The sequence below is a fragment of the Neisseria sp. HMSC03D10 genome, from assembly GCF_001807625.1.
GTDB classification, from domain to species: Bacteria; Pseudomonadota; Gammaproteobacteria; order Burkholderiales; family Neisseriaceae; genus Neisseria; species Neisseria mucosa.
The window spans coordinates 1-13,140 of the sequence record NZ_KV789509.1; the positions used below are offsets into that span (position 1 = coordinate 1).

Genomic DNA, 13,140 nt, shown 5'->3' on the forward strand with positions numbered 1-13,140 from the left:
AGGGGATGTCCAACTTTTGGGGTGCAGTTCAACATTTCAGATGGCCTTTTATATTTAAATTCTGTAAGTAATTGAACTACTGAGCGAAACAAGATTTAGCAGGCTAAAATACTAGTATTATGAATTTAACATAATATACATTATGTGAACTAGCGTTTTCGTCTGAAAAAGTGTTTTCGCTCTACCCACGGTGGCGGATAACGTCTGACTTTTTCGTTTGGTCGCCATAATATGATTTTGGCGGCGTCCTTGTTCTGTTTGGTTAGTCGTGCCGTATCCAGCATTTTGATAAGTGTCAGCGCGTCAATGCCGATTTGTTCGGCAATGTCCTCAATAAACCGAATTGGCAGGCGCAGACGGTCGCGTCGGTATTGGCTGATTCGGGTCGGCTCTACCTGCCAGCGTTGCGATAAAGCATAGTCAGACAGGATAAAAAGTCTGTCTTTGATTTGGTCGATGAGTTCAGATTGTGTTGCCATGATAAGCCCCTTTCCGGGGCTTATTTTAATTCAATGAGCAAACGCTCTCTATTTGAGCGTTTGCTCCTTATTTTGTAGGTTTATTTCTTCTAGTTTGTCAAGTTCGATAAATTCTATATTTCCTGAATTAACAATGCATTCTAGTCGGTTTTTATTTTCAGGTTTTAGACATTCGTATCCTTTGTTTAAGCCTTCTGAGTATCCATGGATCCAGCTTATTATCAAACAAACGGCGAAAATTAGGATTTTTAATGCCTTTTTGAGCATTATTTGTCCTTTATATCTATTTCGCCGTCGTCGTTTATGAATGCCCTTTTTAAGGCTTCGTTTAGCAACATATGCGCTAGCTCGCTGTCTCTGAGTGGTTCTCTTCCTAGTTGTATCAGTTTTTTATTTGCTGCTACGGCTAGCTGTCTGATTTTTTCTTCCTGATCGTCTTTGATTCTTAGTGCTTTCATTTTTCATATTCCTAAAATCTTTTATGCAATATAAAACAATGTCTTGTGTGTTAACAAGTAATTTGTTGTTGACTTAACGTGTTAACACGTTAACATATCGGAAATTTGTTAACGCGTTAACGCGTTAATTTAACGTGTTGTAATAACGCAAAAGGTGTGTAAATGAATGAAGCTGTTATTTATCCCCCCACTAGTAACACGGGGGGACTGCCGAGAAGCGAAGCTTTTGAGCATTTCGTGGTTGTTAAAGGACAACTGAAAGAAGTCCTTTTGAAACGCGGTAAATCGACTGCTGCATTTATTGACACTTTGACAGTTGTAATGCCCGAAAGCGTTTTTGTACGTCCCGATCAGCTTGGCACAGAAGAAGAAGTAGCCGCCAATGCTTCGGCGGTTTCTCAAGAGATTTTTGGATTTGGTTTCTTGAAACAAAATTCTGGCGGCAGAAATGGCTATAAGACGTCTTATCACATGGGGACGGATTTCGAGAACTATGGCTTTTTTGCGATTGGCGGTAAACGTCAAAATGAAACGGTCTGCTTTAACTTGACGGGTGTAGGTTTGACGGCGGCTTTAGATGGTTGGGAAACGCGCCTTTATGAATTTATTAAAAACGATGCTCCTACCGCAAAAATAACTCGCGTGGATTTGGCGCATGACTTTTTGGATGGTCAGTATAACCCCGAAATGGCTCTTAAAGACTGGGAAAACGGTGGATATACATCTCGTCATACAAAGCCGATTGCGGAATGTGTCGGCGGGGACTGGCTTCATTATTTAGGCACCGGAAAAACTCTGTATATCGGCAGTCGTAAAAATTCCAGTCGTTTTGTTCGGGTCTATGAAAAAGGTAAACAGCTTGGCGATTCTGAAAGTCCTTGGGTTCGTGTTGAGCTTGAGCTCCATAATCGGGATATTGTGATTCCTCATGAAATCCTGATAGATGCGGGTCAGTATTTGACGGGCGCATTTCCAGTTTTTGAAAGACTTTTTTCAGATTATCAAGAAGCTCCCTCTAAATTTCAGCGGGTAAAAAAGCAGCAAGATGTTTCGGCAGAACACTGCGTTAAATATGGCGCGATTCAGGTTTCAGGAGTGGTTAATCTGCTTGAGCGAATGGGTCTCGACGCTGAAGCGATTGTAGAAGTTTTGAAAGACGGTAAAAAAAAAATGCCCCGTCGTTTGAATCCTGCGGCGTTTGATTGTTCAACGGAAAGTCTGACTTATATTCACGAATGTCATCGCGTCCCGCGTGATGTTTATTCGGTCATTGATATGACGTTCGGCAGTGAACGAAGTGCTATCAGGCATAGAACATATGACGAATATTTGAATGAATGTCAAAAACGTCAGATTAATGAACAGTTTGGAAATTTCGGGCGTGATTTTGAGTCGGAAGACGATTATTTAGCCTATATGTGGCGTAGACACCATACGCCGAATTTTAAATTAAGGAAATGAAATGAAAGCAATTTTAAGAAAAGTAACTTGGAATAAAGGTCAGACGGATAACGGTGTGATTTTTGACTATACGCGCGTTTTTATTGAACGCCCTATTTCTGACAGTTCGGCTAACGAATTCGGTTTTGATTTGATCCAGTGTGAATATGGCGAAGAAGCCAAAAAAGTCGAATTGGAACATTTGCGCGGCAAGCTCCCTGTAGAGGTCGATATCGAACTTATGCCCGAAATTAAAGGTAAACGGGTTCTTCAGAAAGTTTATTCGATGAAAGTCGTTGGTCAGAATTCCGCTATGAAAGCATGATTTTTAGGGCTTTCCGTTTGCCCTTTGAAAACGGTACTCACTTTTTAAAAAAAGGAAATTTTATGAAAATCTTAAATTTTAAAAAAGCTGGAGTTGCTGCCATGTTGGCTACTGGTTCGGCTGTTGCTGCCGCTGAAGGCATTGCTGATATTGGTAATGGTATTGTAAATCAGGTAAATGCTGTTGCTCCTGTTGTAACTTCTGTCGGTGTTTCGTTGCTCGCCGTTTATGTATTGATGAAAGCGTTCCGCCTCGTCGCGTCATTCGTTGGCGGTCGTTAATTGATTGGGGGCTGTATGGGCTATCGCGTGGGTTTTCAGTGCTTTGGCAATATCGAAACTGCAAATGACTATGTATTGTCTCAAACAGCCCCCGTTATAACGGCAGATGGAAAGATTATAGCTCCTGAAAAGGTAGGGAAAGAATGGTTTTTGAATGGCGAAAAAGTATTGCTTTCTTTTCCTGAATGTTCGGCGGTTAGTCAGTTTGCCGATGGAGCGTTAATAGGTGGGTCTTTTGTCATGATTTTTGTTTTGATGTTTGCATTTAGATTGGTGGCGAAATTTGTAAGCGGTATGGGGGTTTCAGATGTTGGTTGATTTCCCTTTTTTGCTTGGTTTTTTCGCTGTGGTCTCTTTGGTTTATTTGTTTAAGGGGTAGATATGAAAAAAAATAGTTTGGCGGTCGCAATTTTAGCGGTCGCTTTTTTAATGCCCTCGGTGTCTTTAGGTGCTGTTGGTGATACGGGTTATGGTTTTAAAACGGATGGTCGTTTAAATCAGATGGTTGATTTGTGGGAAAGTAAAGAGGTAGGTATAAAAGATAAAAAAACTGGGAATATTCAAAAGGTTAACGTTACGAAGTTGGCTTGTGTTTTAGATTATTGTTTTTATAGGTATGAGGATAAGGGGGCTTTTAATAAAAGTCAGAATATGACTGTTTTTGATGTTGAAGACTTATTAAGTAATAAAAATAAGGGAAATCAGGGTATTAGAGTTTCAGATAGTGATTTAAGTAAAAAGTCAAAAGAAATGGGGGTAGAAAAGGAACGTCTAAAAAAGGCTTTGGAGGATGAGAATGAAATGGCAAGGCTTTTGAGAGAAATTGAAGTAAAACGAGCAGAACAAAAGAAAAAAGAAGAGGAAGAGAAGAAGAATCAGGGTAAAGGTAATGGTGGTTCGGGCGGTGGCGGTGGTTCGTCAGGCGGTGGCGGTGGTTCGACTGAGAAATCTAAAGGTTATTGGTATGCTTATTATTATCGTGACAAACCTCATTATGGAGATACTCCTGAATCTGCTTGTTCAGGTCCAGTGCCTGGATTCGATGGAGCAAGTTTTAAGTTTGATCCGCCTCGCAGTTGCCTTGGCGTAAAGGATGGTAATGTTTGGCTTTGGAGTGTAAATTATCTTGGTCCTGAAGAAATTGCTCATGAATCACAATGTAATAAAGGTTACCGAGAAATAACAAAAAAGTCAGGTGGAACTTTTTCGGTTTTATGTACTGTAAAGGCGAAAAACACTGATTTTGGTGGTTCGTCAGTCGGTTCAATTGGTGGCGATTCGTCCAGTAATTCCGCTTCGTCGGGCGGTTCAAGTTCCAATAGAGGTTCGGGGCAGTCGGCGGGGGGCGGTGCCGGCGGAAAAGGCGCGGGGGGCGGTAGCTCCGCGTCTTCCGCCGGCACCGCTCCCGTCGATGGCAAGAATGGCGGTTCGGGAAGCTCTCAAGCATCGGGAAATGGTTTAAACAATTCAGATGGCTCAAATTCGGGCAGTGGTAGCGGTTCGGGTGGTTCGGCAAGCTCTCAAGGTTCGGGCAATGGTTCAAACAATTCAGATGGATTAAATTCGGGCAGTGGTAGCGGTTCGGGCAGTGGTTCGGGGGATGGTGGTTCTGAAGGATTTGGGGATTTTCCTCAAGCTCCTGACGGTGGCGGTGAGCCTGATTGGGGTGGCATAAAGTCAGATGGTGGATTCGGTACTTTTTCGCCCTCTTCTGCTTTCTCTGTTGGCGGTTATTGCCCTCAAGATATTCAGTTGGATTTTGGTCAGTTCGGTCGCCATAGTTTAACGCTTTCTTTTGTGTGTGAAGCCGCTGAAAAACTCCGATATGTCTTTATAACTTTAGCCTATTTCACGGCGGCAATGATGATTTTTAAAACCGTGAACAGTATGAAAGGATAGAAAATGCCTGCTTTGGCTGCTTTTGGACGTGTTTTGCTTCAGTATTTGGGCAGTTTGTTTATCGCTCTTCTGCCGATGCTTAAAAACGCCTTTTTTCAAATTTTGTTGGGTTTGGGTGTTAGCCTTGTTTCATATGAAGGCTTGTCAATAGCGGTAAATGAGGTTTTGGATTATGTAACGCGGAATTATTTTCAGATGCCCGCCGATTTAATAGGTTTGCTCGGTCTTGCGGGCATACCTGAAGCCTTGAATATTATTTTTGGCGGTTTCGCGTTTTCGCTGGGTATATGGTCATCTTATCGCGCGTTTAAATTTTTGAAATAAGGGAAAAAAATGATTACTTTGATAACAGGTGTTCCCGGATCGGGTAAAACTCTGTCGGTTGTTTCAGATTTGGCGAAGAAGGTTAAAAAGGAATGGGCGGATAGAAAAATTTTTATTGAAGGCATTCCAGAATTGACGATAAAGACGGAAAAAATTCCTGAAGGTCATGACATTAAAGATATGAATGTTTGGCTTAAGTATCCTGAAAATCATGGTTCTGTGGTGATTATCGATGAAGCACAAAACGTCTTTCCGCCCCGCTCTGCCGGTTCAAAAACGCCCGAATTGGTCGAGTGGCTACACGTTCATAGGCATTCCGGTATTGATATTATTTTGATAACTCAAATGCCTGGTCGAATTGATAAACATGTGCGCGATTTGGTCGGTGCTCACTACCATATACATAAAACGCCACTTGGTGTGCGTATGCGTTATTTTTGGGATTATTGCGCCAATAATCCTAAAGTTGAGATGAAAAACGCCCGTGCTGAAGTGTACAAGTTAGATAAAAAGGCATTCGCTTTGTATAAGTCGGCTGAGATTCATACCAAAGTTCAAACGCCGAAAAGTCGTGTTTTGTGGGTCATTCCTATATCTCTTGTAGTATTTGGAATAACGGCGTATTGGGGTTTCAAACTTTTAACAGGTTTGGGCGCTCCGTCTGAAGATGTTTCGGCAGTGTCTGAAAAATCTGTCGTGGTTTCTGAAACGGTCAAAAAGACTGCTGAACAGGGTTCGGCGGCTTCTGCTCGTGAAATAGGTCATCAAATATCGCAGAATCAGAATAAAAACCTGACGAAAGAAATGCTTGAGCCAAAAATTAAAGGTTTGGTCGAGTCAAAACCGCTTTATGACAATATCAGGCAGGTTAAACAGTTTGAGTATCCTGTGGCATGTATTTCAGGTGGCGCGTCGGGTTGTTCTTGTTATAGCTCTCAAGGGACGGTCATAAAAGAGATTGACAAAAAAACTTGTAACGATTATGCGAAAAACGGCTTGCCCTTTAATCCCTACAAGGAACAGCCCCGCGAATACGTCCAAAACCGTCAAATTCAGCTTGAAAACAGTGAGCCTAGTCAAGTCGTCAGTTTGGGCGGGAAAAGCCCTCAAAATTTGATGTATGACGGCTATGCCGAAGCTGGCGAACAGTTCGCAGCGCGTGGCGGTGTCGTCGGCTCGAATAATTGATTTAAATTGAATGATGTGTTTTTTCATTATTTTCAGCTTGTTGAATCATCGCCGGCTAAATTTTCGTTAATAAAAAAGGTCGTCTGAAATTCAGACGACCTTTTTTATTAGGTTTTATTTAAATTTAAATATTATGTTTTTTGTTTAGTTTCAATGATATGGTTTTTTCCCGGCGAAATTTTCATTAATATATAAAAGGATACCTTTATTTTTAAGGAATTGGGATTTAAAGAGTCAAGGGGGAAGTTTTGTAAAGATTGGGCGTGCCTTTGCCCAATCTTTATGAATACCCCCTTTACTCTTTAAAGCACAAAAGCACGCTTGTGGTAGGTGGGCAGGATGGGTTTATATCCTGCCCGCCTGCCACGTGGCGAACGCCCCCGGAGGGTCGCCGAAGGCAATCCTGTGAAGTGTGTAATTTAATTTGGACAAAATAGTACATTATGCGAATAAATATATTATGCTTTATTTTGCAAATGTCCATCCTGCATGGTCATTACTCTTTCAAACCGTACAGCAAGCTCATCATCGTGAGTAACAACAATCAGGCTCGTATTTAATTCCGTTTTCAGATCCATCATCATGTCCAAAATGTTTTGGGCATTTTTTCTATCTAAATTACCCGTCGGTTCATCAGCCAGAAGGCATTTGGGGCGTGTAACTAAGGCTCTTGCAATGGCAGCGCGCTGTCTTTCACCTCCTGACAGTTCGCTTGGACGATGTAATATCCTTTGTTTCAATCCAACTTTTTCGAGCATATCGGCAGCTTGTGTTTCTGCTTCTGCTTTGTTTTTTTTGCCGATTAAAAGCGGCATCATTACGTTTTCAAGTGCAGAGAATTCAGGTAAGAGATGATGGAATTGGTAAACAAAACCCAGATAATTATTGCGCAATTCTCCCAGTTGTCTCTGAGACATATCGCTTATGTCTTGATTCATCAGGGTAATTTTCCCCTCTGATGGTTTGTCCAAACCGCCTAAAATATGTAAAAGGGTTGATTTACCGCTACCTGACGAACCGATAATACTGATACCTTCTCCTTCTTTTACTTCAAGATTCAGGTTTCTCAATACTTGTACATTTAATGAGCCGTCCCGGTAACTTTTTCCGATATTTGTGCATTTCAATACAATATTGTTATTCATATCGTAGAGCCTCCGCCGGTTGTGTTTTGGCTGCACGCCAACTTGGATAAAGTGTGGCAAGGAATGCCAATCCTAAAGAAATACAGGAAATAACCGCCACATCCCGCATGTTTACGTCGCTGGGCAAATAGTCGATAAAATAGATTTGCGAGTTGATAAGGTGAACACCGAAAATTTTTTCAAAGAATGCAACGATTTTTCCGACGTTCCAACCGAGTAATACGCCGCATACCACGCCGATAAGCGTTCCAAAAAAGCCTGCAAAAGCCCCTTGTACCATGAAAATTTTCATAACTCCTGATGGCGCAAGACCCAATGTGCGCAAAATGGCAATATCGGCTTGTTTCTCCGTTACCGCCATCACTAAGGACGATACCAAATTGAAGGCTGCAACGGCGATAATCAACGTCAGGATGATGAACATCATGCGTTTTTCCAACTCTACTGCTTCAAAGTAGCTGCGGTTATTGAACGTCCAGTCTCTGACCCAAATTGAATCTTTTTTGGAAGGCGGGATTAAATTTGCAGTAAACGAGGGAGCATTTTGCGGGTCAGCCAGTTTCAGGCGCAACCCGCCGAAATTTTCACCCAATCTATACAATACTTGGGCATCTTGGATATGCGTCATCGCCAGGGAATTGTCTACTTCATATACGCCTGTTTTGACTAAGCCTACGACGTTGAACTGTTTCAGACGAGGTACGACGCCTGCGGGGGTAACATTGCCTTCAGGGGTGATAACGGTAACTTTTCCTCCGACTTCCGCGCCTAAAGCTTGAGCCAGGCCTTCTCCTAAAATAATATCGAAGTTACCGGGTTTCAGACTGTCGAAACTGCCCGCAGGCATATCTTTTCCATAATCTACAACATTCTTTTCTTCGGATGGTAAGATACCGCGGATTTGAACCCCTCTGACTTCCCCCGCATTGGCAAGCAAGGCTTGATCGGATATGTAAGGCGCGCTTGCCAATACTTCTTTTTTATCTTTGACGATTTCACGAAGATTTTGCCACCCTAACCCATTGCCATTATCGTAATAACCGATTTCAGCATGAGGGGCGACATTCAGTAACTGCCCTCTGATTTCCTTTTGAAAACCGTTCATTACAGACAGTACGGTAATCAGCGCGGTAACGCCTAATGCAATACCGATAATTGAAATCATGGTGATAAACGACATGAATCCATTGCGTTTTTTCGCCCTGAGATAGCGAAGTCCGATCCATGTTTCCAAAGAAACCATCCGAATGCTCCAGTGTATGTTGAAAATCGGATATTGTACCGTAAAATACCGCCCTAGTCCGAGTCATTCCGATAAGCCGACATCCGTATGTAAATGCCGACGGTCAAACTGCCAAATACCGTAAATTTCGCTCTGAGGCTTGCATAATCCGTCATATGGCCTTATTCTGAGCAAACGGTACACACTACCGATATTAAAAAAGGAAACAACCTCATGAAAATCAGTAAAATTTTGGTTTTGCCCATCATTGCTGCCGGCTTGGCTTTGAGTGCCAATTCATACGCAAAAGAAATCAAAATTAGTTCAAATAACACATCTTACTCTGATGCAGACGTTCAAAAACTGGCTGCGACTGCAGTCGGGATGGGTGTTAAAGAGCCTGTCAGCCTGAATGCGGGCAGCGGGATTGTTACCGTATCCGGCAACAGCGCGACAACCTGTACATTTAAAGTCGGCAGCGGTTCGTCTCCGCAAATTCAAGGCGTAAGCTGTAAATAATTTATCCGATTGATTTCGTTACATCATGTTTTCATAACAAAGGTCGTCTGAACATTTTCAGACGACCTTTGTCATTGTTAGCGTTGATTGCCCTACTCTTCCGTCGAATCGGTTTTCAACATACGCCGTTCATATACTGCCTGTGCCAAAGTACCCGCATCGACGTATTCAAGCTCTCCTCCTAAAGGAATGCCTCGCGCAAGGCGGCTGACTTTATAGGGCAAAGGTTTGAATAGTTCTGCCAACACATAGGCCGTCGCATCACCTTCGGCGGTAAAGTTGGTTGCAATAATGATTTCTTCAACTTTGCTGTTTTGCAGGCGTGCAACCAGTTTGTCTAAAGAAATATGAGAAATATCCATACCTTGTGCAGGACTGACCTGTCCCATTAAAACGAAATAAAGTCCGTCATGGCAATTGGCCGTTTCCATATTGGAAACATCGGCAGGCATATGGACTATCATCAGCCTGCGGGTATCACGGTTGGCATCAGAACAAATCTCGCATAAATCACTTTCACAAAAATTGTTGCACATCCGGCAATGCTGAACCTGCAATAAAGCGTATTGCAAAGCCTCAACCAAATTTTGGGCTTCCTGCCGTTTATGCTGCAAAAGTTGATGTGCCATCCTTTGTGCAGACTTGGGACCGACATTGGGCAGAACTTTCAAAGCGTTAATCAGGCGTGTCAACGCATCGGGTGATTTACTCATTTTTTCAGACGACCTTTGAGGGCTTTGTAAACGAAACGGTCGGGAATATCCGACCGTTTGCTTAAAATGTGCCGTTTTATTCGGCAGAATTATCCAGTTTTTGCGAACCTTGAACCTGCTCAATCTGCTTACTCAGATATTGCAGCAACCGGCTGAATATATTGGCAGATTGGTTTTGTACCAAAGCCTGTTTGGCAGCGGGAATTTGTGCCGAAACATTTTCCGGTGCAGCAATGCTTTGAACTTCCATAATAACCGGCGAAGGCAGCCCTTCCAACAAAGCAAAAGCCGGTTTGCCATTCGCAGGGCGGGCTTTGATCAATTCGTTGTAGGCTTCGGGCGGCATGGATTTTCGAGCGTCCTGTGCTGACAACTGCTCAACGGGCGACCATTGTAAATCTACGTTCTTTCCTGCTTTCAAGTCCGCCAAAGTTTCTTGCGCTTTCTTCTCGGCCAGTTTTACCGATTCGCTACGGACATAGGAAGCCTGAACTTTATCTCTCGCTTCGGTAAATCCGGCTGTTTTTTCTTCACGGACTTCTTTGGCGCGAACGACCCAAACGGTATTGTTGTCAATATTGATAATGTCTGAATTGTGTTTTTTCTTCAAGACATCTTCGCTGAATGCCGCGCTAGTCAACGCATCGGGCATACCTGCTGCTTTGGCATCGGCCTGCGTCAGCCATTGATCGGAAGTTTCGATTTTCAAACCTAGTTTTTTCGCCGCCTCATCTAAGGAATTCGGATGATTAAACGCTTCTTCAGCGAGTTTTTCTTTGGCGGCATTAAAATCGGCGGAGGCTTTTTTAAGTTTCAAAGCAGCCTCAATGCGTGCTTTTTCTTTATCGAACTCAGGCTTGGGGGCATTTTGTGGCAATGCGGCAACTTCTTCGTCGAATACTTTTTTGACTTCATCCGCACTGACGCTTTGCTTCTCCGCCAAATGGGCTGCATTAAGGGCAACGTATTCAAGCTTCACGGCTTGGGGAATCAGATAATCTTTTTTATGCGATTCATAATAACGTTGCAAAGTTGCATCATCCGTTTTGACTTGTGCCGCAAATGTTTCCGGTCTGAATGTAAATGAACGGATGGTACGGTTTGACTGAGTCAGCTTAATTAGCTGCTCTGCTTGAGAATCGCTGATAATTGCCCCGTTCTGAACTAGGTTAATCAAATTTTGCAAGGCAAACTGCTCGCGTAAATCATCAATGAATTGGTCTTCGGACATACGGCGTTGGCTCAGATATTGCGTAAACAATGCCTGACTGAATTTACCGTTGGCATCATGAAATGCCGGATCATCGACAATAGCCTGCTTAACCTGATCCATAGACACATCTATGCCCATCATCTTTGCGCCCTCTTTCAGGTAGGCACGCTGAACCAGCCCGCTAAATATGGCTTCGCGGCTTTGCCCGCCGCCTGCGGCCTGATCCGCCTGTACGGCATTATTCAAGGTGTGATCGCTTATTTTTTCGCCACCGACCTTGACGATATAGTCGGAGCCGGAGTTTCTCGCAGTTTCGACACCAAAGCCGACAAAGGTCAGCGCGATCAGACCCAGTAGGATTTGGGCGGGAGTTTTATATTTTTCAACGGTATGGAACATATTGGTTTGAGGGCGTAATGGTTAATGGCAAACGCGCATTGTAGCGTTTTTTCAAGGATTCCGCATCTTTCAGACGACGTTTTATTCCGAAAAAATCTTCTGATAGTTTTCGACAGAAAATCCGACGTAAACCCTGCCCTCTTTACGCAAAACCGGACGTTTGATCAAACTTGGATTTTTCGCCATCAGTCGGACCGCCCCGTCCGGACTATTTTCGGCAGCTTGACGGTCGGCATCGTCAAGTTTGCGCCATGTCGTACCACGTTTGTTGAGCAGGATTTCTAAAGAAACCTGTTCCAGCCATTGGCGGATAACTGCCTCGCTCGGGGCGTTTTTCTTAAAATCGGAAAATTCGTACACAATATTATTTTCAGCCAACCAGTTGCGTGCCTTTTTAACAGTGTCGCAATTTGTGATTCCGTATAATTCAATCATGCTGTTTCTTTCTTGTTGATGCTTGGTAAGCTCTCATTTTACTACATTCCCCAAGTGAAATAAGCTAGAATACCTGTCCGCAATCCCTTAATCGGGAAACAGGTTATAGAAGGATTCCCTATGCAAAGCCGTTTACCTTTTTTCAGCGTCATCCGTGTCGGCGGAGAAGATCGCGCTTCATTTCTCCATGGCCAACTATCCAATGATATTAATCACTTAACTGTAAATCATTCCTGCTACGCGACTTACAACACACCTAAGGGACGTGTTTTGGCGAATATGGTTGTATTAAACCGAGGGGAAGATTTATTGCTGGTTATGGCAGCGGATTTGGCTGAATCGATTGTGAAACGGCTGCGTATGTTCGTATTGCGCGCCAAAGTTGAATTTACCCCCCTACCCGATTTTGCCGTTGCAGGCATGCTCGATGAAAGCTGCCATGCTACCCCGCCCGACTCACCCAGCCTTTCTTTTGAGGCATCACTGGAAAACGGTGTATATACCATTCCCCTGCCCCATAAAGGTCGTCTGAAAATCGGTGAGGCGGCGCTGCTTCCCGAATATGATGCCCAAGCCGAAAATGCGTGGAATCTGCACGAGATCCGCAGCGGCTATCCATGGATTTCTGCTGCGACCAAAGAAACCGCTGTTGCGCAAATGCTCAACCAACACATCATCGGCGGCGTACATTTCAAAAAAGGCTGCTATCCCGGTCAAGAAATTATTGCGCGCGCCCAATATCGAGGCCAAGTAAAACGCGGGCTGGCGGTATTGAGCGGAGATTCATTGGAAGCAGCAGGTGTAGGCGTGGTTTCCGAAGGCGCGGAAGCCGGACAAATCATCAACACTGCGCTAACTGAAAATGGCAGCTTAAGCCTTGCCGTCATCAAGTTTGCCGCAGCGCAATCCCCTCTTACGGATGCAGACGGTAACGTATTGAAACAGGAAAAACTTTTCTTTTCCGTTTCTGAAGAATAGCCTGTCCAACATAACATGGTCGTCTGAAATCTTTCGGAATAAGGTTTCAGACGACCTTTTGTCTCCTCCTTACATCCCGTTTCGACGGCTGTTATAGTGGATTAACTTTAAATCAGGACAAG

Annotated in this window: 16 protein-coding genes; 9 read left to right on the forward strand and 7 right to left on the reverse strand. The window is 43.6% G+C overall.

Going from position 1 to position 13,140, the window contains the following annotated elements; all coding sequences use genetic code 11:
- Positions 1–149 precede the first annotated feature (149 nt).
- Both HMPREF3066_RS02775 and HMPREF3066_RS02785 read right to left on the reverse strand, forming a co-directional pair.
- Complete coding sequence (locus HMPREF3066_RS02775) at positions 150–479, reverse strand: hypothetical protein (protein ID WP_070440288.1); 330 nt, start codon at positions 477–479, stop codon at positions 150–152.
- A gap of 266 nt (positions 480–745) precedes the next feature.
- A complete protein-coding gene (locus HMPREF3066_RS02785) occupies positions 746–937 on the reverse strand; it encodes a hypothetical protein (protein ID WP_003762077.1) in 192 nt (63 codons plus the stop codon).
- 162 nt (positions 938–1,099) lie between these two features.
- Between HMPREF3066_RS02785 and HMPREF3066_RS02790 the strand changes: the two genes are divergently transcribed.
- From HMPREF3066_RS02790 to HMPREF3066_RS02820, 7 genes are all read left to right on the forward strand, one after another.
- Complete coding sequence (locus tag HMPREF3066_RS02790) at positions 1,100–2,398, forward strand: replication initiation factor domain-containing protein (RefSeq protein ID WP_070440292.1); 1,299 nt, start codon at positions 1,100–1,102, stop codon at positions 2,396–2,398.
- A gap of 1 nt (position 2,399) precedes the next feature.
- Positions 2,400–2,702, forward strand: a complete 303-nt coding sequence (locus HMPREF3066_RS02795; RefSeq protein WP_070440294.1) for a hypothetical protein — start codon at positions 2,400–2,402, stop codon at positions 2,700–2,702.
- Between the two features lie 62 nt (positions 2,703–2,764).
- Positions 2,765–2,983, forward strand: a complete 219-nt coding sequence (locus tag HMPREF3066_RS02800) for a hypothetical protein (protein ID WP_070440296.1) — start codon at positions 2,765–2,767, stop codon at positions 2,981–2,983.
- 15 nt (positions 2,984–2,998) lie between these two features.
- Positions 2,999–3,301 carry a hypothetical protein gene (locus HMPREF3066_RS02805; protein WP_070440298.1) on the forward strand — a complete coding sequence of 101 codons (303 nt, stop codon included), beginning with the start codon at positions 2,999–3,001 and terminating at the stop codon, positions 3,299–3,301.
- 63 nt (positions 3,302–3,364) lie between these two features.
- Positions 3,365–4,882, forward strand: a complete 1,518-nt coding sequence (locus HMPREF3066_RS02810) for a virulence factor TspB C-terminal domain-related protein (RefSeq protein ID WP_070440300.1) — start codon at positions 3,365–3,367, stop codon at positions 4,880–4,882.
- A 3-nt stretch (positions 4,883–4,885) separates the two neighbouring features.
- Entirely contained in the window at positions 4,886–5,206 is a 321-nt protein-coding gene (locus HMPREF3066_RS02815) for a DUF2523 domain-containing protein (RefSeq protein ID WP_070440302.1), read from the forward strand.
- Positions 5,207–5,215: 9 nt separating this feature from the next.
- The gene (locus HMPREF3066_RS02820; RefSeq protein ID WP_070440304.1) at positions 5,216–6,394 is read left to right on the forward strand and encodes a zonular occludens toxin domain-containing protein; all 1,179 of its coding nucleotides are present in this window, start codon (positions 5,216–5,218) and stop codon (positions 6,392–6,394) included.
- Positions 6,395–6,852: 458 nt separating this feature from the next.
- Here HMPREF3066_RS02820 and lolD read toward each other — a convergent pair whose 3' ends face one another.
- A complete protein-coding gene (gene lolD / locus HMPREF3066_RS02825; RefSeq protein WP_060975212.1) occupies positions 6,853–7,539 on the reverse strand; it encodes a lipoprotein-releasing ABC transporter ATP-binding protein LolD in 687 nt (228 codons plus the stop codon).
- A complete protein-coding gene (locus tag HMPREF3066_RS02830; protein WP_045072819.1) occupies positions 7,532–8,782 on the reverse strand; it encodes a lipoprotein-releasing ABC transporter permease subunit in 1,251 nt (416 codons plus the stop codon). The genes lolD and HMPREF3066_RS02830 overlap by 8 nt, the downstream gene beginning before the upstream one ends.
- Positions 8,783–8,995: 213 nt before the next feature.
- Between HMPREF3066_RS02830 and HMPREF3066_RS02835 the strand changes: the two genes are divergently transcribed.
- The gene (locus HMPREF3066_RS02835) at positions 8,996–9,280 is read left to right on the forward strand and encodes a hypothetical protein (protein ID WP_016687900.1); all 285 of its coding nucleotides are present in this window, start codon (positions 8,996–8,998) and stop codon (positions 9,278–9,280) included.
- Between the two features lie 92 nt (positions 9,281–9,372).
- Here HMPREF3066_RS02835 and recR read toward each other — a convergent pair whose 3' ends face one another.
- The 3 genes from recR to HMPREF3066_RS02850 form a co-directional block, all read right to left on the reverse strand.
- Entirely contained in the window at positions 9,373–9,993 is a 621-nt protein-coding gene (gene recR / locus HMPREF3066_RS02840) for a recombination mediator RecR (protein WP_070440306.1), read from the reverse strand.
- A 76-nt stretch (positions 9,994–10,069) separates the two neighbouring features.
- The gene (locus tag HMPREF3066_RS02845) at positions 10,070–11,605 is read right to left on the reverse strand and encodes a SurA N-terminal domain-containing protein (protein ID WP_070440308.1); all 1,536 of its coding nucleotides are present in this window, start codon (positions 11,603–11,605) and stop codon (positions 10,070–10,072) included.
- A gap of 81 nt (positions 11,606–11,686) precedes the next feature.
- Positions 11,687–12,040: an ArsC family reductase gene (locus HMPREF3066_RS02850; RefSeq protein ID WP_045072822.1), complete on the reverse strand. Its 354-nt coding sequence runs from the start codon at positions 12,038–12,040 to the stop codon at positions 11,687–11,689.
- A 120-nt stretch (positions 12,041–12,160) separates the two neighbouring features.
- Between HMPREF3066_RS02850 and ygfZ the strand changes: the two genes are divergently transcribed.
- Positions 12,161–13,018 (forward strand): CAF17-like 4Fe-4S cluster assembly/insertion protein YgfZ, encoded by an 858-nt coding sequence (gene ygfZ, locus HMPREF3066_RS02855; protein ID WP_070440310.1) that lies wholly within the window; start codon positions 12,161–12,163, stop codon positions 13,016–13,018.
- Positions 13,019–13,140: the final 122 nt, after the last annotated feature.